Consider the following 23,638-nt stretch of genomic DNA (forward strand, 5'->3'; position numbering starts at 1 on the left):
ATTGAATATATCTAATAATTTCAGAAGGCTTTTCTACCTTCTAGCACTTACTTTGACCCTAGAACATTAAAAATATCTTATGCTGAGATCTTTTAACTGTATCATTTTCTAGTAAGGCATTTACTGTTTTTCTCTAAGCTATCTAGCTATATATGTTTGAATAATAATTTTATTACCTTAATATAATGAAAAGTAAATAAATGGAATTTAATGATTAAAATTATCTTCGTTATTTTAAATGTTCCTTCCAGCTAGGTAATTCCTTATGAAAGTCTTAATATCCTTAATCTTCCTTAATGACTTAAACTTCTTTACAAGGTCTTGTAAATCATTTTTATCCCTTGAACTTAACTTATCGTATATTCCAAGAGCCTCCCTAAAACTTATGTCGGTTAAATAGTATTCATTCTTCTTCAAGACTAAGCCTTTTTTCCTTATAACCTCTAAATGGTCATTTATCCTAGGACTAAATATGAAGTACCTCTTATTCCATCTTATTTGAAATAATGGGTCTTGAACCTTAAACCCTTTGTTAGATAGTAAGTCATACACTAGGAAGGAAAGTGAGAAAAGTCTTGTTTTGTCGATACTTTTTCCATTTAAATATATTGTAAAGAATATGAGCGAATCTAATGTTACATCGTAGTTTATTTCCCCAACTTTGCAAAGTTTCTCTGCATCGGATTCTATATACTTAAGTAAATAGTATGACGAGAGCCAGGAATTATATACCTCTATCTCCTCTATTGCCTCTTTTATTAGTTGTCTTATCCTATTCACATTCTCTCCTCCAATTCAAGTATAGCCATAACTAGACCAGCGTGGGGAAAAGCTTGAGGGAAGTTACCTCTTGGCTTACAAGTATTAGCCTCAAGATGTTCAGCTAATAAGTATGAAGTGGTGGAACAGTTAATCAATTTCTCTATAACTCTCTTAGCCTTTTCAAGTTGATTTAGTCTTATATAAACTCTTGCTAACCAGGTGGAAACTAGAGTAAACGGATTCTTAACGTTACCTAGGAAATCATTCTTATACCTTAATAGTAGCCCTTCACTTACTGTTAATTCTTTCTCAATTGCGCTTAGCGTATTTAAGAATCTGCGATCATTAGGGTCTATGAAACCGTATAGAGGAAGAGTTAACAAAGCAGAATCGACGTCATCACTTCCATAATGTCTCGTGAAATATCCTAATTTTTGATTATAACCATTTTCTAAGATATCTTTCCTTATTTCTTCAGCTATACTTCTCCACTCCTCCGCCTCATTATTATAATTTAATTCCTTAGCCAACTTACTAGCCCTATCCATGGCTACCCAATTCATAACCTTAGTATGGGTAAAATGTTCCTCGACTCCTCTCTGTTCCCACAGATCAGTGCTCTTCATCTTCCAACTCTTCTTGGTCCATTCAGCTATTGCTTCTATTGCCCACCAGTTTTCATAAATGTATTGTATGTCATGATTTTCTTTGAAGTACTCATATAAAGCGTTCATATAAGTACCTTCAACATCCATTTGTATCTGCATGTAAGCTGCGTTTCCTACTCTCACTGGGAAAGAGCCTTCATGCCCCTCAAGCCAATCTAGTATCTCTTCGGCAGGAGGAGCAGTACCATCTACGGTGTAAAGTGGATGGTCAAAGCTTTTAGATGATGGATCTATCATAGATGTTAAGAAGCTAATAATATCTCTAGCCTTAACCAGTAAGCTTGCCTTTATTAATGCTTCAGCTGAATAAGAAGCGTCCCTAACCCATACATACCTATAATCCCAATTTCTGGACCCCCCTACAATTTCTGGTAAAGACGTGGTAGGAGATGCGATAATACCACCTGAGGGTTCATAAATTAGTCCCAATAGTACCAACAAGGATCTATAATAGGCTTCTTTATATACGCTTACCTTTTTAGCTCTCTCTACTCTCCTCTCCCAATATCTTATCGCCTTTTTTAATGCCTCATACGGTTCCGAGTAAACGAACCCCTTATTGCTGAATAGACCGTACCTCAGATCTTTAGAATATAATAAATATACATATCCCTTACCTTTCTTTAGGACGAATTCTGTGTTATCCAATTTTTCATGTTCTCCTCCTATTAATATTTCAATACCCTCCTTACTTTTAGGATTTTTGAAAATTATTCCTCTCTTAGCTTTTATTATAGATGGAGAAATTAATCCATACTCAAAGAAAGGTTTAACCTCGAGCTTCATATCAATTTCCGAATCATATATCCTTATTATACCTGATAAAGAAAGGGGTAAGAAGTCTATTACTTCTGCTTTCCCTTTATTAGTTTTGAAAACAGTTCTTAGAATTAACGTATTTCCAAAGTAGTCTTCAAATTCTATTTCATAGTTATCGATGGGCTTAATTGAAAAATATCCACCTCTCTCTTCGTCTAACATTCTAGTAAAGATTGATGGAGAATCAAATCTGGGTAAAGGTAGCCATTCAACACTACCTTCTTTTATTAGGGCTGACGTTATTCCGTTGGAGAGAAATTCGTAATACTTTATCACAAATAGTAAGAAGAGAGATTCACCTTAAAATGTTATCCAATTATAATGAATTTCGAAAGACATAGTAAATGATAATAAGTTGTTCAATCACAAATGAAAAAGGAACACCCTTGACATTTATAACGGGAAGAAAATTAAGCATATTCTTTAACAATCTTCATCAAATAAGAATAAACCTTTTATCACTCCTCGTTGTTTAGTATAACTTTGAAAAGAAGGTAAATTTGGCATCGAATTCATAATCGCTTAAATAAATAAGAAACATAAGTAATACAATGTATGCCTTTGATATATACGGTACATTATTTGATGTTGATAATATACAAATATTTAGGAATAATCAACAATTAATTTCGGAGTGGAGAAGAAAGCAATTAGAGTACACTTGGCTTACTACAATGATGGGAAAATATGAGAGTTTTTGGGATATAACAAAAAAGGCGTTAATGTATATTATGAAGAAATACGGACTATCTATAAACATAGATGAGGCTATGAAGGCGTGGCTAAAGTTAAAGCCTTTTGACGATGCAATAGAGGCTTTACCCAAGATAAAAGATAAGAAGGTAGCGCTAACAAACGGTGATGAGTGGATGGTAAGAGAACTATTAACAAATTCTGGTTTAATAAATTACTTTGATGAGATTATTTCTTGCGAGAGAGTTAAAAAGTATAAACCAGCTAAGGAAGTATATGAACTAGTAAAAGGGGCAATATTCATATCCTCAAATCCATGGGATATTGCTGGAGCTCATAACGCAGGACTAGAAACAATATATTTGAATAGGTATGGATTGAATTTTGAGGAGATAGATATAGGAGGTAAAATAAGGTTAATAAAGACCTTAAGGGAACTCCTATGATTGTTAAATCTTTCTTAGCTAAGGAAAAATATTAGGATTAGGAACTTGCCTGACTTCCTTCCCCTTAGGGAATTTCCCTCATCAATTCTCATTTGAGTGGAGGTCTAGAGGCTCAGAGAACTCCTTCCTTCAGCATATAGAATTAGCTTTAAATACTTTTATCCCCGCCCTAAAGGGCAAAGCTTTCCTCACTTTGTAAGTGATTACTTTATACTACCTTTAAAGTATTATTCTGTATCTATTATATATAAATCCAAAAACTTATCAATTCATATGATAATAAGGTATTCATGACGGCATTCCAAGGTATGTTAATATGCTCTCTAACGAGTAAGTTACAGCTATTCCTATAAATAGCCAAGTCCAGAACTTACTTCTAAATCCTCCCAATAATGAGGCTGATGTTATATTTACCTTGATCATTACGAATACGAGGGAGGCAGATGCTATAACATTTAAAACGGCTAGGAATAATTCATTCGCAATTCCTATGTAGTAAACTGAAGCACCGAGTGTAGTAGGTAGGCCAGCTATCATTGATAATGCTATTAAACTTTTCAACTTCATAACCTTTTTATACATCATGGTTGGGGAGGATATTGCTATTCCTTCAGTGGCGTTATGAAAGGCAAAACCAATAGTGAAGGCTAAAGCTGATGAAACGGAACCAGATAGTAGAGCAGCTGCGATAGCAAAACCTTCCCCTATGTTATGAATACCTAAGCCGGAAGCGATCACAATTGGAACACTGGAAACATCCTCCTTTTTCTCCATGTAACTTAAAATAATCCAAGTTCCAAATAAACCAAATGATGTAAGTACTATTCCTATAATAAAATCGAAATAATCTTTAGAAGTTAAGAAGTTAGTAACTATTTCCTCAGCAGTTGATCCAGTATCTAAGGCTAAATAGGAGAGTATACCTCCGGTAAAAGCGCCTAGATATCCCATAACTACCTTGTTTGGTCTCAATTTAGATATTAGTATTGACCCTAAAGCAACAGTAGACCCTGCAATAATTCCTAAGATAACTGGGAAAAGATTCATTTCTTTTCGCCTTGTCGTAATTGTAAAAAGTGACTTAAAAACCTTTCTCTTATAAATAAGGGATTTTTGAATCATAATGACAAAATCATAACATAGTCCACGCTGTAAACTACGTCTTTCTTTAAATCGTTAAATTTTCGTGCCTCGATGTAGGATAAAATCTACTTCATTATGTTTATACAAAGAAAATATAACTGAATTTTAAAATTATGTATTATTCTATTCGTGTTTTTATCACATAGGAATAAAATTTGGACTTATACCAAAAAATGTTCTAAATTAAATGTTACTTAACTGATTGATTGTTTTTCTTCATCTATCATGAAATTTCTGAGTACTCCAATACTGCTTATTTCAGCCTCAACTACATCACCGTGTTTTAAATATTTTCCCATAACATGTCCTACACCCGAGGGTGTACCGGTTGAAATTATATCTCCAGGCTTTATGGTTATCCCATTAGTTACATATTCTATTATCTCATCTATCTTAAATATCATTTCTTCCGCATAAGCTTGTTGTCTAATTTCTCCGTTAACCTTTAGAGTTAGCTTAGAATTGTAAATGTTATCCATTTCATCTCTTGTGACAATCCATGGACCTAATGGGCACGCAGTGTCCATTCCTTTTCCGTGAACCCATCTCATACCATAAGGGTTCTCTGATGGAAATTGTTTATCCCTAAAACTTATGTCATTTAATATCGTATAACCGAAAATATATTTCATAGCATCGCTTTTATTCACGTATTTACCTTTTTTACCTATTATTACTGCCAGTTCTATTTCGTAATCAACCTTTTGGGATGCTTTTGGAATTAAGACTTGTTGGTTATGACCGACTAATGTGTTATTAAATTTTGTAAATAAGTAAGGCTCCTTTGGAGGGCTATGGTTGGTCTCCTTTCCATGAGCCCTATAGTTCACAGCCAAAAGGAGTATCTTTTCTGGGTTAGTTATAGGAGGATAATAAATTATTGAATTTGGATCATATTCTGCAACTGATTTATTATTAATTTTATCAAAACTGTTTAACGTTAATTTGATTAATTCTAATGCTCCTTCTCCACCTTCTATCAAATCTTTCGTATCATAAAACCAATTTGGGGGATTAGCATCAAAAGTTAACTCGTATGCCTTAACTAAGTCGATGATTTTACCGTTTCTATACACCCCAACTCTCTTATACTCACCTTTAGACGGAGAAAACAATAATAACTTCATAAGTATCCTTAGCTTATAGTTTTATATAAATCATGTTATATATTCCTATTAATGGAAGAGGAAGAGAAGCTAATTAGTGAAATTAGGGAGAAGGTTGTAAAAGCAGAAGAAGATGCTAAAAATTTATCAGCTAATAATAATATTGTAGGAAGAGTAACTAGGTATGAGACAGTAAAAGTTGGAGAAAGGAATTATATTGGAGTAGACATAAATTTTGAAGATTACGTAAAAAGTTATATAAAGATGGATGAATATTTAGGGATAAGGACTATAATTCATCCGGTACTAATTATCGGTAGAGTTGTAAGTATTGCAAGGTCAGATATGTTAGCACAATTGAGAATAAAGGAGATAACTTCCTATCCACACGATCCAGCTACTATTATGACTGATACTTTTATTGAAATTGAGCCAATTGCCGAAAAGGATTTGGAGAGAAGTGTAATAAGACCTGCTGTATCCCCTGTAGACCCTCAATCACCAGTGATAAAGCCTAAAGCTGAAGTTTTAGAAGAGATTTTAAGAATACCGCGAGATGGCATAAATATTGGGAAAATATACTCTGGAGGAGAGGAGTTAGAGGGTACTAAGGTAATATTAGATGAGGAGATACTTAGACATCACGTCTTATTAATAGGAACTACTGGTTCTGGTAAAACCACCTTACTTAAGACAATTGTAGGGGATCCTAAGTCAAATGTTGTAGTATTCGACAGACAAGGAGACTTTGTAAGATATAGTATGGATAAATTAGGAGAATTCACGGTCATAATGCCAGTCACTAAACAAATGGTCGAGAATGTGATAACTTCAGAATTACCTTTAGTTTATGGCGAAGAATTCGCTAGGAGGTATGGATGCAGTTTCCCAACAGAGACTGATGTAAGAGATAACGAGGAGATATTAGTTGACTGCAAGGGCAAAATACTTCACTTGATACCTTTTACAATAAAGTTTGGAGATGTATTCTCTACCTTATATAAAATAGCACCTTATATGTCAGAAGCTTCCATAACGGCCTGGGACGCTATCACGAGGAAATTCTCTGAAAAGTTAAACACTGCTATGAATGTTCTGAAGGATGTGACTAATAAAGATGTGATTGAAAAGTTAAAAGAAGACGTATTTAATAGACTAGAGCCAGATAATTTACTTTACTTAGATTTAAAGCTTGAAAATATTTACAAATTAAGAACATTAAAGAAAGATTATGTAGACATTGGTAATGAGTTAATTACAATAAAAGTAAATAAAATATTTGAAGAAGTTTTAGAAGAGTTAGATTTAGCAAGACAAACGAAAGATGCAATACATAGAGTTCTTAGAGCCTTAAGGGAAAGCGGAATATTTAATGTTAAAGGCGCTTTCACCTTAAGTTCTACTCATTTGTCATCTAACAAAATTGTTGTTGATTTATCATGGGTATTAGATTTTTCTGAATCTCCACAAGCTCTGGCTACATTATCGTATAAGATACTTTCTGATCTTTACAACTGGAAGGATAAGCTGTACAAAGCTGGCAAATCCTCATCTCTCACGTTACTAATAATGGATGAGGCTCACGAGTACTTCCCTCAAACTAATAGGGTAGAGGCTTCTAAGGAGATAGTCGAGGGTTTGATAAATAGACTCATGAGGTTAGGTAGGGTGAGAAATTTAGGGGTGATATTAGCTACTCATACTCCGGAGGACTTAAACAATTTAATTATACAACTAACAAACACTAAAATAGTCATGAGAAATGACGTATCGATTCTTAAGAAGTTAGGCTTTGAGGATTATGTTGATGTTCTCCAGGTAGCACCACCCGGGGTTGCAGTAGTTAGATCTACAAAATTCTCAGATGTTATAATTAGAACATTAATAAAATAATGTTAGGTTATTGTAATATTTTTAAGTTCATTATAGTATTCCAGTTTATCATCATGAATTATGCTGAGATATCTGGAAGCTATCTCGTACGCCAATATGAAGAGGGAAGACGAAACTCTTTTTGACAAGTTATCAGCTAATTCTATATATGTAGGAATTAGCCTCTCAGAGATCCTAGATATTATGTAAGGAGTATAATTCTCTAGGGCATCAATTCTTATACTTTCTATCCTAAAGAATGATGTCATACCTACTAGGTTTTTAACTATTAGGTAATATACATATCTATCGGGCGCGTTAGATATTATCTGGGAACTAAAGGTTAATTTAATTGGACCAACGAGACAATAAGGCTTATCCTTGCATAACTTTAGATCTATTAGCTTTAGAATATCTGGATCTTTCTGTCCTTTTACGTCTTTATTGAGTATCCTAGAAATTGCTTCTATCTTACCTAGCTTGTACGAGTTTTCCAGTCTCTTAACCACTCCTATTATGTTATCTTTTAACAGACTTATTCTATCTTCTACGAGTTTAGCGTAAGCCTTTTGATGACTATATCTAGAAGAGTTGCTTAAATTTATAGTACTTAGCTCTAAAGGGGTAGGGTATAGTGGTCCATCTAGAACTACTAAATCATGGCTATTAATTGTCTCTTTTAGCATTAAGTTCTCTGATTCTACCCTTAATTCATCAGCCATGTCATCTATTTTATAATCTTCACCAAAATATTCATTAACGAAGTTTTTAATCCTTATTCCAGCCTCATTTTGAAAGTTGACTAAAATGTCCTTATAAGTACTTATCCCTAAGAAGGGTGTTAATACGTTGTAAGGACCTAACTTCTTACCTTTAACGTTACTATATGAAGCTGCACCGACCAAAACCATATTGATTGATGCGTCTCTCAAGTATCTACTCGAGGAGTCTATTGACGCTATTCTATAGTCCTTATTCTGAGGACGTCTAAGAATTTTTATGGGATCTTTTTCATCAAGTAATTCTACACCAGTTTCAAAATCTACAGCCTCAACTACGTTAGGGTAATTGTCAATAGGAGGTAAGTTTAATTTAGCTTTGCTCAATTTTAGCACTACACTCTGCAGTTTTTTCTTTAATTCGTATTGAGATAGCATTATATATATTTTGAGTGCAGAATATAAAAAAATAACTTATCTAGACAATAAAATGCTAGGTATGCTAGTAGGAGTAATATTGACTATTAGGAGAGTAGGTTTTTTATATGAAGACCTAATAGCTTCATCTACTCGTTCTTTTAAGTCACTTTTATTATCAGCTTTAAACACTTCTACACCGATGCCCTCGGCAACCTTAGCATAATCAATTGAAAAGACATTAGTTGCAAAAGTTTTACCAAATCTCATAGTTTGATTCATTCTTAGGAAGTGTTGCACACCATCCTTAACTAAGACAGTCAAAAAGTTGATGTTATTTTCAACTGCTGTAATCAGCTCATTAAAGCATGATTGGAAGCCTAAATCACCTATTATAGCAACTACTTGCCTATCTGGTGAAGCAATTTTGGCACCTATAGAGGCAGGAATAGCTGAGCCCATGGCGTTAAATATGAGAGAATTAAAGTATGAATTCGGCTTATATACTTTAATCATCATAGCCATGACTTGATTAGTTCCAGCATCAGTTATTATTATTCTATCTTCACTTAGTTCCGAATCCAAAACTTTAGCCAAATCATCGTGGGTAATGTTATCAGTTGAGCTTTCATGATATACCTTAATTTTTTCCTTATCAACACTCCACTTGGGAAATCTAACTCTTTCTAGGATCTCCTCTAAAAAGGCTTCAGCACTAGCTTTTATCTTAAGGATAGCTTTGTAAGAGTTGTCAAACTCGTTTACATCTACGTCAACATGAATTATTTTCTGGGGTAATTTCACGCTCCATCTATGGGTTTCTAAGTCATTAAATGAAGTCCCTAAAGCTATCAGACAGTCTCCGGGAATTTCTTTTACCTCAAAAATAGTCCCAGCGAACAAAGGATGATTTTCAGGGATACTTCCCTTGCCTCTTATAGTGGTGAATACTGGTATGCTAAACTCCTCTATATACTTTAAAAGACTAGATCTAGATGCTCCATATCCTAATAATAAGACTGGTCTGGAACACGAATTCAAGATGTCAATAGCTTCTTTAATTTCTTCTTTTGATGGTCTAACTAGTGTTCTATTTACCTTATTGAACTTAGTCCACTCTATCTCACTATTTTCCTCTAGTACGTCTACTGGTACTTCCACGTAAACTGGTCCCATCTTATCTTCCAAGGCTATTCTAAACGCTTTTTCTACAACTCGAGGTACGTCGTTGGGTGAGTATATTCTGAACGTGGCTTTAGTTATTTGTTTAGCCATTTCGATTTGGGCGTCGAAGTAACCCATATCATGAAGTTGTCTCCTATCTCTGAACTTAAATTCTTTATTTAGAGAAATTAACACTAGTGGAGAACCCTCAGAGTATGCCTCAGCTAGACCGGTTAGAGAGTTGGTGAAGCCTGGACCGTTTACGGAAAGGAACACTCCAACATTCCCTTTAACTCTAGCATAATAGTCAGCCATAATGCTGCCTCCATACTCTAACCTAGGCATATAGAATTTGAGCTCCTTCTTTTCCACCTTCTTCCTTATACCTTCATATAGAGAGAGACCGTGAGTACCGGGTATTCCAAATATGTCTTCTACTTGGGTTGAGATTGCTTCTACGAGAAGTTCCCCAGTATTCATAAATCTATATATGAAAGGACCATAATAACCATTACGTCAAAGAACACTATGATGAAAAATGTATCATGGACCAAGGTCATTATCTTTCAACTGAAGGAAAGTATTTTCAACTTCATATTACAATTAATAGTAGTTATGTCGTTACCAATTTACGTCCTCATAATCATTGGAATCACAGTAGGTGCTCTAACTGGAATAACTGGTGCCAGTGGAGTATTAATAGTAGTTCCAACATTAACCTTATTAGGATTAACCTTTAAACAAGCAATAGGCTCTAGTCTGACCATTGACGTGATAACTACTACTTCTGTAGTGTTCACGTACTTCAAGTATAAAAACGTTGATTTAAGAATAGCTTTGTTACTCGGATTAGGTGCAGTTATAGGTGCTCAATTTGGTTCAGCTATAGCATTTGCTACACCCGATAGGTATTTAGAAATCGCTTTCACAATCTTCACTTCATACATGTCTTACGTCTCATTCAAGAGGTCAAAAGGAGATGATAAAAACACTAATAAAGTGAGTAATAAGGCGATTAGAATAAAAAATTATGTTTTAGCGTTTTTACTTAGCATTTTAACTGGAATAGTTACTGGAACTATAGGTGCTAGTGGTGGTATTATATTTATTGCAATTATGATGCTCTTGTTTTCAATAGATGTAAAGAGAATGATAGGAACGGCTACCTTGTCAATGTTTTTATCAGCAATAAGTGGTATGTTTGCTTATATTTCTGCAAATCAAGTTGATTTAATGGCATCTGTAGTTATAGGATTATCTTCACTAACTTCAGGGTATTTCTTTGCGAGATTAGCAAACAAACTAAGTCCTTTATTGATATATATACTTTTAGGTAGTGTTTTTCTTATCGTTTCTATAACCGAAATTCTAAGAATAATTTAACTCATTTAAAACACAAGTAAGAATTAGATCACTTCTGGTTCTTTGCGGATCTTCAGTATGGAAGTCGAACTCCCTTGGATAAAGCGTTAATTTAATATCGGCTAACTATTGTGACTATTATTCGCATATCTGACCTTCTTCTCCGCCTAAAGGCTTTCCTCTTTTTGTCACAATCTATTACTAATGTCATTATATACAAATTAAAATATTTCACCATATTTTGTATTTTAGCTAGCTAACTGCTATTACGCCATGTCTCTTCTACACATTAGTGTTTAAATTTATTTTATATTTGTTAAACGAATAAATAGGGAGTAAAGTTATAGCTAAGGTTGAGTTAGTTTATACTATGTCTAGTATAGCGATTAATACTCAAACTCCACCAATTAGATTCACTATTACCTACAGAGACATCTTAGAAAAATACGGTTATTTGGATTTACCCATAGATCTTAGCATGTTAAGTAATGAAGATTATCACGTATCTGTTGGTGGAGTAGCAAAAATGATGTTAGCCTTAATCAATACAAGGAATTTCAGTAGGGTTAGATGGGTGTCTCTAGGTCCGGGTTACCCTCCATCAGTTAGAATGCAGGATATTGATGTTCACTTTGTAGACCTAGAACCTAAGTCATTAGCAAATTACACAAAGTTTAAGGAGGCAATATATAATGAAAGTCACGGTCTAGGCAGATATGAGATTGTAGGAGAAGAGTATATTGCTTACGCTAACTACAATTGGCTTTCAGCGCAAAAATTGCTAGAGTTCTATAAGGATACTGACATATATTTCATAAATGATTTTCAGCAACTATTAGTTGGAGGAATTATAGGTCCCTCAGCTCCGGCAGTACTATGGTATCACATACCGTTTGTCCCAGAGAATTTGAGTAAGAGAATGAGAGAGTTTTTAATAAAATCCTTTGAGGGTTTCGACTTAGTAATAGTAAGTACTAAAAGGGATTTAGAAGGATTGGTTAGGGCTGGAGTTAAGGTTAAGGTAAAACAAATTTATCCATTTATTGACCCTTCAGCCTATCTGAAGGTTAGCGAAAACAAGGTTAAGGAAGTACAAGATAAGTATGGTATTAAGGATGACGATAAGGTAGTTTTAGTGGTAGCTAGAATGGACCCTATGAAGAGTCAAGATATAGCTATAGAAGCAATAAAGGATGTCAATGCTAAGTTAGTCTTAGCCGGTGATGGAAGCTTCACTAGTAAGACACTAGGACATGATAAGGGTAGCATCTGGGTTAATAAGTTAAGGAACTTAGCAAAAGATCTGAGAGTTGAGGATAAGGTAATATTTACGGGCTATGTTCCGGATGAAGACCTTTTTGCTTTGTATCAGAGAGCTGACGTGGTTTTATTACCATCAAGAATAGAGGGTTTTGGATTGGCAGTATGTGAAGGATGGATTTACGGAAAGCCTGCGGTTGTAAGTAATGGTGCTGGAGTTAGTGAGCTAATTATTGAGGGAGGCAACGGTTACGTTTTCAAGTCTGGAAATATTAGCGAGTTAGCCGAAAAGTTAAAATTAGCATTAAAAGATGAGAAAGTTGGAAGCTTGGGCGCGGAAACAGTTAAGAAGTGTTCAGTAGTCAATGCAGTAAATGATTTGAAAGAAGCATTTGAAATAGCTTCAGAAGAATATAAAAAGGCTTAAAGCATCGACTTTAACTTTTCCCACATCTGATCGATATAAGATTCAAGTAATTGCACGTCTTTTTCATTCATCCTCTTAAATCTTCCTTGAATACTTAGAAAGTCTCTTATTGGTCTCCTAGTCCTCTTATCTAAACAATGCAGACTTTCTTGGCTTATTTCTAACTTTCCATTTTGATATTCAAATAATGGCCAATAGCACGTTTGCACAGCTAACTTAGCCACTTCAACGGTTTTTGATGGGTCAAACAACCAACCGTAGGGATCTGGCGTTAATACGTGTATGTATTTAAATCCTTCTATTTGTTTAGCTTTTTTCAATTTTTCTACATAATCATGAGGATAACCCACTGATGCTGTAGCAACATAAGGTACATTGTGAGCTATCATTAAGAACGGCAAATTCTTCTTATTTTCCTTCTTTCCTTCTGGTGTAGTGGTCGTTATTGCCCCGTAAGGTGTTGAGCCACTTCTCTGTCCACCACTATTCATATAAGCCTCGTTATCTACACATAAATATAGTATATTCTCATTTCTCTCAGCAGCACCGCTTAAGGATGCAAAGCCTATATCAGCGGTTCCTCCATCACCAGCCCATACTACTACTGTAACGTTCTTACCTTTTTGCCTATAAGCTCTAGCTAAGCCTGAAGCAGTAGCTGGTCCTGCAGCAAAAGCTACATTAACTGTGGGGAAATTATATGCATTATATGGTGCGTTACCTTGGATTACTGATGAGCATCCAGCGACTACAACTAGTACAGTATCTTTACCTAGTCCCATGCCCAACATTCTCATTGCCATGTTCTCTGGACATCCCGGACAAGCGGATGTTCCAGATAATATACCATTATGCTTATTCAATATCTCTCGGAGTCCTAAGCTCAATCTTTCCTACCTCCTTCGGATAATACCAGAGGACGTCTTCCCTTATACCTTGAAGGAACTTCTCAAATAGATATAATAAGTCACTCTTGCTTACGCTCACTCCTCCTAACCCACTTACAACGCCTTTGATGGAAGGAACTATATCTGAGATAGTGGATTTAATTTCCACATATAATGGACCTCCTCTACCCATACTTATACTTCTGTCTAGTACTAATACTGCTTTCTTATCCTTTAGAGCATCACGAATCTCCTTCTCACTCCATGGTCTCAGATACCTTATTCTTAACATACCAATCTTCACTCCTCTCTCTCTTAATTTATCTATAGCTTCCATTGTATCACCTGCCCATGCCCCCATAACTACTACAGCGTAATCTGCATCATCTAGCTTATAAGTGACGTTAAGTGTCGAATAGTCCCCTAACACATTCAACTTCTTATTATACTCCATTCCCAATTCTCTTATTACATCTTCAGAGTTCTTAATACTTAGATCAATAGACTGTCTTAGCTTCATGTATTCTTCTGGAGGAAATATGTTGCCCATGCCAACTGGATCCTCTGGATCTATTACGTAAGGCTGTCTTCTAGGAGGCAAATATTCGTCTACGTCTTCTTGATCTGGAATTATTACATTGGTTTTAGTGTGAGATAGAATGAAACCGTCCATTCCTACCATCATGGGTAGGAATACTCTTTCATCCTCAGATATTCTAAAGGCTTGTAATGTCAAATCCAGTGCTTCTTGAGGATTACTAGCAAATGCCATCAACCATCCGCTATCTCTTTCACTCGTAAAATCTGTATGTTCGTTCCATATGTTCCACGGAGCCCCAACCGCTCTGGTTCCAACTACCATCACAACTGGTGTCCTGCTACCAGCAACCCACCAAATCATCTCATGCATATAGAGTAGTCCTTGGGACGCTGTGGCTGTAAAAGACCTTATTCCGGCTAGAGCGGCACCAAAAGTAGCAGCCATTGCAGAATGCTCGCTTTCAACTCTCACTATTTCGGTATTAATTTCCCCACTAGCCTTCATCTCAGCTAACTTTTCTATTATCGTGGTCTGTGGAGTTATCGGATATATTCCAGTAACTCCCACTCTCGCTAACTTAACTGCTAATGCAACAGCTTCATTTCCTGAGATGATCTTCCTTATCATGTTTCGCTCACCATCTCTATTGCTTTGACTGGACATACATTAGCACAAACTCCACAACCCTTACAGTATTCATAATCTACTCTAACCTTGCCATCACTTGGAATTATGGTAGATTCTGGGCAAAACATAAAACAGGCCTTACAGCCTATACACTTGTTATAATTCACAACAGGCTTAAACACTCTCCACGATCCAGTCTTTCCTCCAGCTCCCTTGCCTGGTCTAGTTACCGGGAAATATTGATACTCAAGCAAGGACATAACTCTCCCTCAATTGCTCATAAGCTATTCTGACAGCCTTTATGTTGAGCTCAGCTACTTTTCCATCAAACTCCTCTCGAATAGCTTTTTCTAAGGACTCTAGTTTAGGCATTCCTAGTATCTTTACTAATGGACCTAACATTATCACATTTACCATTGGCCAGCCAGATTTCACTAAGCCTAAATCAATAGCTATTCTTGTCGCGTTAACTGTATAAGTTTTCCAAGATAAATTAACATCTTTCGGGGAATTAACTAGTAATTTTGAATCCTTCTTTAAACCCCTAAAAATAGTTTTGGATAACTTTAATAGCGAATTATCTATGACAACAAGATAATCAGGTTCTTCAACTGGAGATGTAACTCTAATTGGAGAATCAGAAATTCTACAATAAGCCTCTATCTCAGCCCCCCTTCTCTCTGCTCCGTAAATTGGGAAAGAGGATGAATATAAGTTATCATAACCAGCTGCTTCTGCAAGTAAGTTGGAGGCAGTGACAACACCTTGACCACCTCTACCGTGAAATCTTATTTCGAGCAATAAAAGACCACCTATATAGATTGTATATTCTTCACCATTAAAAAATCTGTCTATAAAAAATGTTTAAACTTTAGGTAGACCGTAATATATAACTTTTTGATAAAACTCTCTTCTATTAACAACTTCTGAAACAATATTCAGAATTTCTACTATAACAATTATTGCTGGGATAATAAATGATAGTAAGGATAGAACCAGTGAGAAGACATTTAGACTTCCTCTAATCTTAATTTCCCTCTTAGTTATATACGTACTAATAATTTCTATAATCAATATCAGCATTAATGGAATTAAATAGTAGTAAGAGTGAGTGAAATAGTAGGCTAGTGGAAGGGTCGTAGTAAACACAGTTCCTACAAAAGAGATGGGCGTTTCTGAATTATACCATGATGGTCTAGCCTTAACCATGTAAATCATTATACTTGAAAGCACACCCAATGCAAGAAATACTACAGCAGGGTAATAGAACAACGTGTTTAAAATGCTAAGGAGGTAAAACAGCACTGATAGAGAGGAAAATAACACTTCCCTACTTAACCAAGAGGTCTTTAAGTTATATATGACACGATAGAACCTATCATATCTTCTAGCATGATTAACTGATAACAATAAGGTCAGTAGAGGAACCAAAAAACCGATAAAACTCCAGAACGGTAACTTGAAAACTGTATAGCCTAGGGCGAACTCACTACCTATTGTAAATGCTAACAATCCTAAATAGTTCTCTTCTTTTTTCTCATGTAACGTATTTATTTTAAGATCCTTAACTCCTTCTGGTCCCTTCACAACAAACCTTGGCTTAGTTATATCTGATGGGGGCAAGTAATTAGTATCCGCCTTACCTTCATCTATCCAACCAAAAGATAAAGCCCCAGTCGGGCACGCCTCAACACAATATGGAATACCTTTACCACCTATTAGCCTATCATAACAGAAATTACACTTAGACATTATTCCATCTTTATTAAACTTTAGTGCTTCATATGGACAAGCCCATGTACAGAATCCACAACCGATACAGGATTTATCGTTTATCCTTACTATACCCATATCGTTCTTTTCGATCGCGTTAGCTGGACAAACTTTCATACAAACTGGATTATCGCAATGGTTACAAGCTATCGAAAGGGCTGTCTTACTCTCCCCTAGAGGCATTACTATTAGGCTTCTCCAATTAAGATTTCCGTATGCCTTATTGCAGGCATCCACACAAGCATTACAAATAATGCATTTATCGTGATCAAAAATAAATCCTAACTTTCTTTCCATATAATATTTTCTAATCGACTAGGTTTATAACACTAGCTTTAAAATGTGATAAATTTATCAAAATATATGGAAACACCATTTTATAAATATGCTTTGATGAGAAATTTTATTAGAGAGGTACTAGAACAAGAAAAACTCTCAGACTACGTCAAAGATAGATTACACAGAGATGAACAAATGAGGAATAGATTTTGTAATGAAGACGAGGACACTATTAGAAAATTAATAGACGAAGTTATAGAATACATTACAAGCGGAAAAGGAAAGGACAAGAGAGATGAAGTATTAAACGCGATAAGAAGTTTCTGCACAGAGGGAACATAATAATTCCAAAACAGTAAATTAAGTGTTGTAGAAAAGAAAGCTAGTTCCCTTATCTATTGCTAAAGAGGATTTAAACTTTATACCCAACAAACTTATTATAGAGGAATCTTGCTGCACTTATTCTCTGAATGTCATTTGTTCCCTCGTAGGTTTTCATTATTTGTAAGTCCCTTAACATCCTCTCTAAGCCGGTTGAATTAGTAACACCGTAGCCTCCATATGTGCTCATAGCCCTCAAAACTATCCTTTCAGCAGCCTCTGTAGAGATAAATTTAGCTAGCGAAGCAGCTATTACGTATTCGTTCTCCCTATTATTTTTAAATAAGGTACCTGCCCAATATGTTATAAGCCTAGCCATCTCAAGATCAGCAAGTGACTCTGATACCTTAGTTTGTACTAATTGAAACTCAGCTAGCTTCTTATCAAAAGCAGTTCTCTGTAGAGTGTAATTTACCATTTTTTCGAAAGCGGCTTGTCCAACTCCTAAGGCTTGAGAAGCTACTATAGTTCTAGCAAAATCGAATGCACTAACTGCGTACTTAAATCCATTCGACTCTTCTCCAACTAAGTTTTCAGCGGGAACTTTTACATCCTCTAACACTATCTCCGCTGTGTGGGATGCTTTAAGACCGGTAGTCTCAATTCTACTAACTGGCTTAATCAAGTCTTTTTCTACTATAAACATAGATATTCCCTTCCATCTAGCCTTAGGATCTTGTGGTGAAGTTCTCGCGGTTATTAAATAATAGTCCGCTATGTCTCCATTGGTAATGAAAATTTTCCTACCGTTTATTACGTAATCACCATTACTAAGCTTTTTAGCTGTTGTCTTAATTCCTGCTACATCGGTTCCGGCTGAAGGTTCAGTATTGGCGAAAGCAGCTACTTTATCTCCTTGAGCCACCGGCGGTATATATTTCTTCTTTAATTCTTCATTTCCATATCTAGATAAGGTATAAATGAACATCCAATCTATTAAGAGAAAAGTGCTAAATGAAGGCCAAACTCTGGTTATTTCTTCAGTAGCCACCAATAAGGAAATGTAATCTGCTCCTTGACCTCCTAAAGAAGGATCTACAAATAAACCATATAAGCCTATCTCCTTTGCCTTCGTTTTAACTTCTCTTGGCACATCCAATTCTTTTTCTCCTTTCTCAACATATTTTGATAGAATGTTTTCAGCGAAATCCCTTACCGCACTTCTCAATAATTCATGATCTTGAGTAATTTCTACCTTAAAGTCCTCTAATGACTTAAAAGGATATACCATAAAAAATATGTTAAATTCAACCTTATTATTATTTTCCTAGTTTCTTTAGCATAGCTTTGCAGAAAGCAACTGCATCTGCTACTATTAGATAATCAGCGTTCTCCAATATAGGCGCATTTTTATCCGTGTTTACTGCAACTATTATCTTAGAGTCTCTGATTCCGGCTATGTGCTGAGGTTGTCCAGAAATACCCAATGCTATGTATAGTTTAGGTCTAATTCTTAAGCCAGACAATCCTATTTGTCTGTCCTCTGGTACCCAACCCAACTCAGCTGCTACAGGTCTGCTTCCACCTACAACTCCTCCTAATGCTGTAGCTAATTCTTCAGCGTATTTTATATTCTCTTTATTTTGAATTCCCCTACCTACGCCAACAACTATATCCGCTGTAGATATGTTTGCACCAGATGATGTAGACTTCCTTCCAATGACCTTTATTCTTCCCTCCTTTAACTTTACCTTTTCTATACTCGGTTCAATCTGCTTAGGTTGTAGCTGAGTACTAGCAACTGTCATCACTAAAGGCAATTCAGTCTCTATCACAGCTATTCCCATACCGCTATAAGCTGATCTATTAATCATTGCCTTGTTACCATCTAGTTTTATGGATAGTACATCTGTGATTATGGGTAATTTTAGTCTGCCCGCTACCCTTCCGGCAATAGCTCTATCTTTTCTAACGTTTCCTGTAATAAACACGTCTGGAGTTAATGATACTACTAGATCTACAATCCCTTCCTCGTCTGTATTTTCTATTAAGTAAAGCTTATTAAAGAATTTGGCATCTTGAGAAGTTGATATGCCTATTAATTCTCCTCCGAAACTTTGTGCTACGGCTGCTCCCATCCTCAAAAATACAGGACTCTCGGAATATACTACTATCTTCATCTATAACACCCCATCACTTTTTAAATATTCAAGAAGTTTATCTACAGCTTTTTCAATATCGTTTTCTTCAATGACTATCTTCTTCCTATTGACTAATAATGGCTTTACTTCTTTTACAATAACCTTAGGCTGAATATCAAACTTAACCTCTTTTACGGGTTTCTTCGAGGATTCCATTATTTGTTTAACACTAGGAATTCTAGGAGTGTTAATTTCCCCTCCTACACTCAAGACTACTGGTAATGTGGTCTCAATAGTCTCAACATAACTTACCATTCCTCTATCAGCTATCACTTTGTTCCCCTCTATCTTTAATGATTTAACATTTGATACGTAAGGTAAGCCTAAAGCTTCTGCTACATAAGCAGGTAAGGCAGAAGTTCCACTGTCAGTGCTCATCTCTGAAAAAAGTACTACGTCAGGATTTAGGGGTTTAATATTTTCTACAATAGCCATTGCAGTAGCGTAAACATCAATTTTATTTGATATTACTGCTATTACTTCATCAACTCCCATAGCTAAAGCTTCCCTTATACTCTTCCTATCATTACTTCCAACTGTAATTCCAGTAACCTTGCCTCCAAACTTCTCCTTTAGTCTAATAGCCTCCTCGATTGCGTTTTTATCATAAGTGCTGATCTTGGGGGGAGCGTCTGTAACCAGCTTATCCCCTACAACCTTAATCATTTGGTCATCTGGAACTATCTTGAATCCCACTACGATATTCATAAATAAAAATTACATTTGATTGTTTATAAAACTAACTTCTTTATATCTAGAATAATTAAATAATGTGGATAAAAAGAATAATGATATAAAAATATGCAAACAAAGTTCTATACACTTAGTATACTCTATTTGGAGTGAAGCTACGAATTTACAAAGTAGGGGAACCCTAGCCATTTATGGCGGGGAGAAAGCCAGATTAGCACTTTATCCATTTCATTATTCTTTATATTAATTCATCTAATTAATAGTAATTATCCCGATTTAACTATTTCCATTTAATATATATCATCTTACAAATATAAAAATTTTTAATTTTGATATTTGAGTTATAATAGCAATTTTTAAGCTTAATTATAGGAAGTTATTCTTAATATGATCCAATTGAAAAATGTTTATTACAAAAAGCTTTTTACTTTAAAAGGAAAATGTCTTTTATGCATACGGAATTACTTCTACCTTTACTTATAACACTCTCTATGTCAGCTGTAATGTTTTATGTAATCTATGAAGTAGAGAGATGGAAGTCGCTTAGAAGAGTTCTAGTAGCGATGTATATAGAGGGCATGATGTTATCAATGAACTTAGGTGCTTATATATATTTAGTTACAAACAATTTATTCTATTTCCTAATTATAAATTCTGCTTACATGATATTTGGTCTATATCCTCTCCTCTACATCAAGGAGATAAAGAGAAAAGACACACTTTACCTAGTCTTTGCGATTTTCATGGTAGTATCAGAGGTATTAATGGGGGGTTTAGTTTATACCTTACAGACTGGATTACCAACTACCTTTGATTCAGCAATTGAGAACCTTTACTTCGTAATTGTAATGATTGGAGAAATGACATTCACGTTAATATTGTCTTTTAGGAAAGTTGACAAGTGGTTAAGGAATTACCTTGTAGCTCTATTGTTACTAATGCCTTGGTTTCCTCAGATATTCCCCAACTATTCTATACCTATATGGCTTTCGGCAATGATAATGATTGGGTCTACAATACTGATCTATGATACGTTATATAGTCAACGGCTTAAGGGAAATCAAGAGACGTACACAACTATAGAACTTATTGTTATCTTTGCAATGATGATGATAGGAGAATTTTATTTCTTCTTAGCTAACTCATTACTTCTCTTTGATGCATCCATGATCGTTGGAATGGTATGGTTTATCTTCAGAACACTAGCAGGACCTAATCCAATAAAAGGAAATTATTTAAGAAACTCAAATCTGGCATTTACAATAATTTTCATAACCTTCATCATGGAATTCTTCATGGGAGCTGTGTTAGATTTCGTTGAGGGCATTTTTTCCACTGGTATTTCTGGCTTTGAATCTACTCTGAGTTTACCTTGGTTACCTCCTACTAACGCGATAAATATCCTCTGGGATGGAATAGATATAGTAGGCAGTGTATTAGGCTCTACATGGTTCTTAGTGATGATGGGCATTGAGATGGGATTTCTAGCGTTTAAGAAGATGCTTGAAATGAAGGTTAGGGAGGTAAGGGTTAGAATGAGCTTGATGATATTAGCTTATGCATTGTATACCCTTTATATACCCTCTTTCTCTCCACTAAGTGATAAAATTCCTTATATACCATATATGTGGTCAATGGGCATTGGGACTTTAGGTCCCGTAAGTGGATCGTTTTTAATTGGGATAATAGGGACTTATATAGTTTATGCTATCCTGTCCTTCCTCTTCGGGTCTAGGAATCTCTGTGCTGTAACTTGCACTGCACCACTTATGTATCAAGGGACTTTTTATGATTCTTTAAAGACATATAATAGAACTTCTAAATTGGGTAAGAAGTTACTAACTTCTAAGATGGGTAATATGCCTAGAGTTATAGCAATAATGGTATCATCAATAGTTTTAATCTCAGCTATAATATCCTACCTTAACTCTCAAGGGGTAATTCACTTTGAAATATTTAATACTGACATAACAGTGCTAATATATTTTATTTGGTTTGATATATTATGGTATTTTCTATTTATTGCTACACCTTACCTAGGTACTTTTGCGTGCATAACCACTGGCTATTGCTATTGGGGTGTGTTTAACCAAGCTGTATCAAGTATAGGCTTATTTAGGCTGAAAGTTAAGGACCCTAAGGTTTGTGTAAATTGTAAGACTGTGGATTGTGCTAAAGCTTGTCCAGTTGGAATAACCGACATGAGGGCCTGGTTTATAAGGAGGGGAGAGTTCAAATCCTTTAAATGTGTTGGAATAGGAGAATGTGTCGATGCTTGTCCCTATGATAACATTTATTTCTATGATGTTAGGCATTGGTTGAAGGAGAAGTTCGACAAGTAGTCATTTTTAATACTTAGTTGACTTATTTTCTAGTTTTCTTAAGTTAACTTTTTATTATATTAAGTATATATACTTTGTAGAATCGATATGAAACTATATGATACTATAATTGTTGGGGCTGGAATTTCTGGTTTAAGTGCAGCTCTATACGCTTCTAGGCAGAAATTATCAACCTTAGTAATCTCAAAGGATCTAGGAGGTCAACTCACCTTAACTGATCTTATAGAAAATTATCCGGGAATAGAGAGTATTAGTGGTTTAAGCCTAGCCCAAAAGATAGAGAAACAAGCTAAGAAGTTTGGTGCAGAGTTCATATATGGTGAAGAAGTAAAAGAGATAAGGCAAGACGGAGAGGATTTCATAATTAAGGGAATAAAGGGAGAATACAGCGGTAAGACCATAATTTTAGCGTTTGGTAAAACTCCAAGAGAGCTAAATGTACCTGGAGAACATGAGTTTAAGGGAAAAGGAGTATCTTATTGTGCAATATGTGACGCAGCCTTCTTTAAAGGAAAACCAGCCATGGTCGTTGGCGAGGGTGAACCAGGATTAGAAGCAATAGAGTTACTCTCTAGATATGCTAATCCAGCATACTACATAACCTCATCTAAGCATCTTGTGGGAGAAGAAGAGTTGGTTAAGAAAATCCTATCTAGCCCTAACGTTAAGATTATAGATTCAGCTAAGGTCATAGAAATTAGAGGTAATGGTAAAGTAGAGGAAGTTTTAGTGAGGAGGAATGACGAGATTCTTAGTGTAAGAGTTGATGGTGTAATTATAGAAATGGGATACGTACTTAAAACAGAGTTCTTAAAGGGATTTGTAGAATTAAACGAGAGGGGAGAAGTAATTGTTGACGAACTTTCTAGGACAAGTAGAGAAGGAGTATTTGCTGCTGGTGACTTAACTCAAATACCATATAAACAAGCAGTAGTGGCAGCCGCTGAAGGTGTTAAAGCTGCTCTTTCAGCATATAACTATTTAAGGAGTAGGAAAGGTTTACCACCAATAAGTACGGACTGGAAAGCAGAGAAGAAGAAAGTAAGCTTTAAACTATAATATTAGCGTTATTAATTTTTACTAGAAGAATTATCTTCAAGATATTGTTATGGATTA

The 23,638-nt window shown here is 35.3% G+C and carries 21 protein-coding genes; 7 read left to right on the top strand and 14 right to left on the bottom strand.

Annotated elements, in window-relative coordinates:
• Positions 1-234: 234 nt before the first annotated feature.
• Both BFU36_RS06330 and treH2 read right to left on the bottom strand, forming a co-directional pair.
• On the bottom strand, positions 235-780 hold the full coding sequence (locus tag BFU36_RS06330) for a hypothetical protein (protein ID WP_069282764.1): 546 nt from the start codon (positions 778-780) through the stop codon (positions 235-237).
• Positions 777-2,525 carry an alpha,alpha-trehalase TreH2 gene (treH2, locus tag BFU36_RS06335; RefSeq protein WP_069282765.1) on the bottom strand — a complete coding sequence of 583 codons (1,749 nt, stop codon included), beginning with the start codon at positions 2,523-2,525 and terminating at the stop codon, positions 777-779. The genes BFU36_RS06330 and treH2 overlap by 4 nt, the downstream gene beginning before the upstream one ends.
• Before the next feature lie 275 nt (positions 2,526-2,800).
• On the opposite strand from treH2, the gene BFU36_RS06340 reads away from it, so the two are divergent.
• Complete coding sequence (locus BFU36_RS06340; RefSeq protein WP_069282766.1) at positions 2,801-3,388, top strand: haloacid dehalogenase type II; 588 nt, start codon at positions 2,801-2,803, stop codon at positions 3,386-3,388.
• 288 nt (positions 3,389-3,676) lie between these two features.
• On the opposite strand, the gene BFU36_RS06345 is transcribed toward BFU36_RS06340, so the two are convergent.
• Complete coding sequence (locus BFU36_RS06345; RefSeq protein ID WP_069282767.1) at positions 3,677-4,435, bottom strand: ZIP family metal transporter; 759 nt, start codon at positions 4,433-4,435, stop codon at positions 3,677-3,679.
• A 290-nt stretch (positions 4,436-4,725) separates the two neighbouring features.
• The gene (locus BFU36_RS06350) at positions 4,726-5,658 is read right to left on the bottom strand and encodes a fumarylacetoacetate hydrolase family protein (protein ID WP_069282768.1); all 933 of its coding nucleotides are present in this window, start codon (positions 5,656-5,658) and stop codon (positions 4,726-4,728) included.
• 51 nt (positions 5,659-5,709) lie between these two features.
• Between BFU36_RS06350 and BFU36_RS06355 the strand changes: the two genes are divergently transcribed.
• Positions 5,710-7,530, top strand: a complete 1,821-nt coding sequence (locus tag BFU36_RS06355; RefSeq protein ID WP_069282769.1) for an ATP-binding protein — start codon at positions 5,710-5,712, stop codon at positions 7,528-7,530.
• A gap of 2 nt (positions 7,531-7,532) precedes the next feature.
• Here BFU36_RS06355 and BFU36_RS06360 read toward each other — a convergent pair whose 3' ends face one another.
• Entirely contained in the window at positions 7,533-8,666 is a 1,134-nt protein-coding gene (locus tag BFU36_RS06360) for a DNA double-strand break repair nuclease NurA (protein ID WP_069282770.1), read from the bottom strand.
• A gap of 36 nt (positions 8,667-8,702) precedes the next feature.
• Positions 8,703-10,289 (bottom strand): thiamine pyrophosphate-binding protein, encoded by a 1,587-nt coding sequence (locus BFU36_RS06365; RefSeq protein WP_069282771.1) that lies wholly within the window; start codon positions 10,287-10,289, stop codon positions 8,703-8,705.
• Between the two features lie 51 nt (positions 10,290-10,340).
• On the opposite strand from BFU36_RS06365, the gene BFU36_RS06370 reads away from it, so the two are divergent.
• Both BFU36_RS06370 and BFU36_RS06375 read left to right on the top strand, forming a co-directional pair.
• Entirely contained in the window at positions 10,341-11,192 is an 852-nt protein-coding gene (locus BFU36_RS06370) for a sulfite exporter TauE/SafE family protein (protein WP_231961262.1), read from the top strand.
• Positions 11,193-11,541: 349 nt separating this feature from the next.
• On the top strand, positions 11,542-12,858 hold the full coding sequence (locus tag BFU36_RS06375; protein ID WP_069282772.1) for a glycosyltransferase family 4 protein: 1,317 nt from the start codon (positions 11,542-11,544) through the stop codon (positions 12,856-12,858).
• Here BFU36_RS06375 and porB read toward each other — a convergent pair.
• The 5 genes from porB to BFU36_RS06400 form a co-directional block, all read right to left on the bottom strand.
• Positions 12,855-13,745 (bottom strand): pyruvate synthase subunit PorB, encoded by an 891-nt coding sequence (porB, locus tag BFU36_RS06380; RefSeq protein ID WP_069282773.1) that lies wholly within the window; start codon positions 13,743-13,745, stop codon positions 12,855-12,857. The genes BFU36_RS06375 and porB overlap by 4 nt on opposite strands.
• Entirely contained in the window at positions 13,714-14,913 is a 1,200-nt protein-coding gene (locus BFU36_RS06385) for a pyruvate ferredoxin oxidoreductase (RefSeq protein ID WP_069282774.1), read from the bottom strand. The genes porB and BFU36_RS06385 overlap by 32 nt, the downstream gene beginning before the upstream one ends.
• Complete coding sequence (locus BFU36_RS06390) at positions 14,910-15,173, bottom strand: 4Fe-4S binding protein (RefSeq protein WP_069282775.1); 264 nt, start codon at positions 15,171-15,173, stop codon at positions 14,910-14,912. The genes BFU36_RS06385 and BFU36_RS06390 overlap by 4 nt, the downstream gene beginning before the upstream one ends.
• Positions 15,160-15,714, bottom strand: a complete 555-nt coding sequence (locus BFU36_RS06395; RefSeq protein WP_069282776.1) for a 2-oxoacid:acceptor oxidoreductase family protein — start codon at positions 15,712-15,714, stop codon at positions 15,160-15,162. Before BFU36_RS06395 ends, BFU36_RS06390 begins: the two co-directional genes overlap by 14 nt.
• A gap of 63 nt (positions 15,715-15,777) precedes the next feature.
• A complete protein-coding gene (locus BFU36_RS06400) occupies positions 15,778-16,983 on the bottom strand; it encodes a 4Fe-4S dicluster domain-containing protein (RefSeq protein WP_069282777.1) in 1,206 nt (401 codons plus the stop codon).
• 66 nt (positions 16,984-17,049) lie between these two features.
• Here BFU36_RS06400 and BFU36_RS06405 point away from each other — a divergent pair, with 66 nt between their 5' ends.
• Entirely contained in the window at positions 17,050-17,307 is a 258-nt protein-coding gene (locus BFU36_RS06405) for a hypothetical protein (RefSeq protein WP_069282778.1), read from the top strand.
• 70 nt (positions 17,308-17,377) lie between these two features.
• Here the strand turns inward: BFU36_RS06405 and BFU36_RS06410 are convergent, their stop codons facing one another.
• From BFU36_RS06410 to BFU36_RS06420, 3 genes are read right to left on the bottom strand one after another with little or no spacing between them, the layout of a single operon-like run.
• Positions 17,378-18,577, bottom strand: a complete 1,200-nt coding sequence (locus tag BFU36_RS06410; protein ID WP_069282779.1) for an acyl-CoA dehydrogenase family protein — start codon at positions 18,575-18,577, stop codon at positions 17,378-17,380.
• 28 nt (positions 18,578-18,605) lie between these two features.
• Positions 18,606-19,466: an electron transfer flavoprotein subunit alpha/FixB family protein gene (locus BFU36_RS06415; RefSeq protein ID WP_069282780.1), complete on the bottom strand. Its 861-nt coding sequence runs from the start codon at positions 19,464-19,466 to the stop codon at positions 18,606-18,608.
• Entirely contained in the window at positions 19,467-20,195 is a 729-nt protein-coding gene (locus BFU36_RS06420; RefSeq protein ID WP_069282781.1) for an electron transfer flavoprotein subunit beta/FixA family protein, read from the bottom strand.
• Positions 20,196-20,629: 434 nt separating this feature from the next.
• On the opposite strand from BFU36_RS06420, the gene BFU36_RS06425 reads away from it, so the two are divergent.
• Both BFU36_RS06425 and BFU36_RS06430 read left to right on the top strand, forming a co-directional pair.
• Entirely contained in the window at positions 20,630-22,522 is a 1,893-nt protein-coding gene (locus BFU36_RS06425) for a 4Fe-4S binding protein (protein WP_156770059.1), read from the top strand.
• 87 nt (positions 22,523-22,609) lie between these two features.
• Complete coding sequence (locus BFU36_RS06430) at positions 22,610-23,581, top strand: NAD(P)/FAD-dependent oxidoreductase (protein ID WP_409349231.1); 972 nt, start codon at positions 22,610-22,612, stop codon at positions 23,579-23,581.
• The last annotated feature ends 57 nt before the right edge of the window (positions 23,582-23,638 follow it).

The organism is Sulfolobus sp. A20 (assembly GCF_001719125.1).
Taxonomy (GTDB): Archaea; Thermoproteota; Thermoprotei_A; order Sulfolobales; family Sulfolobaceae; genus Saccharolobus.

Coding starts and splice junctions, on each gene's coding strand:
- BFU36_RS06340 (WP_069282766.1), top strand. CDS start 2,801: ATGTATGCCTTTGATATATACGGTACATTATTTGATGTTGATAATATA.
- BFU36_RS06345 (WP_069282767.1), bottom strand. CDS start 4,435: ATGAATCTTTTCCCAGTTATCTTAGGAATTATTGCAGGGTCTACTGTT.
- BFU36_RS06350 (WP_069282768.1), bottom strand. CDS start 5,658: ATGAAGTTATTATTGTTTTCTCCGTCTAAAGGTGAGTATAAGAGAGTT.
- BFU36_RS06355 (WP_069282769.1), top strand. CDS start 5,710: ATGGAAGAGGAAGAGAAGCTAATTAGTGAAATTAGGGAGAAGGTTGTA.
- BFU36_RS06360 (WP_069282770.1), bottom strand. CDS start 8,666: ATGCTATCTCAATACGAATTAAAGAAAAAACTGCAGAGTGTAGTGCTA.
- BFU36_RS06365 (WP_069282771.1), bottom strand. CDS start 10,289: ATGAATACTGGGGAACTTCTCGTAGAAGCAATCTCAACCCAAGTAGAA.
- BFU36_RS06370 (WP_231961262.1), top strand. CDS start 10,341: ATGAAAAATGTATCATGGACCAAGGTCATTATCTTTCAACTGAAGGAA.
- BFU36_RS06375 (WP_069282772.1), top strand. CDS start 11,542: ATGTCTAGTATAGCGATTAATACTCAAACTCCACCAATTAGATTCACT.
- BFU36_RS06385 (WP_069282774.1), bottom strand. CDS start 14,913: ATGATAAGGAAGATCATCTCAGGAAATGAAGCTGTTGCATTAGCAGTT.
- BFU36_RS06390 (WP_069282775.1), bottom strand. CDS start 15,173: ATGTCCTTGCTTGAGTATCAATATTTCCCGGTAACTAGACCAGGCAAG.
- BFU36_RS06400 (WP_069282777.1), bottom strand. CDS start 16,983: ATGGAAAGAAAGTTAGGATTTATTTTTGATCACGATAAATGCATTATT.
- BFU36_RS06405 (WP_069282778.1), top strand. CDS start 17,050: ATGGAAACACCATTTTATAAATATGCTTTGATGAGAAATTTTATTAGA.
- BFU36_RS06410 (WP_069282779.1), bottom strand. CDS start 18,577: ATGGTATATCCTTTTAAGTCATTAGAGGACTTTAAGGTAGAAATTACT.
- BFU36_RS06415 (WP_069282780.1), bottom strand. CDS start 19,466: ATGAAGATAGTAGTATATTCCGAGAGTCCTGTATTTTTGAGGATGGGA.
- BFU36_RS06420 (WP_069282781.1), bottom strand. CDS start 20,195: ATGAATATCGTAGTGGGATTCAAGATAGTTCCAGATGACCAAATGATT.
- BFU36_RS06425 (WP_156770059.1), top strand. CDS start 20,630: ATGCATACGGAATTACTTCTACCTTTACTTATAACACTCTCTATGTCA.
- BFU36_RS06430 (WP_409349231.1), top strand. CDS start 22,610: ATGAAACTATATGATACTATAATTGTTGGGGCTGGAATTTCTGGTTTA.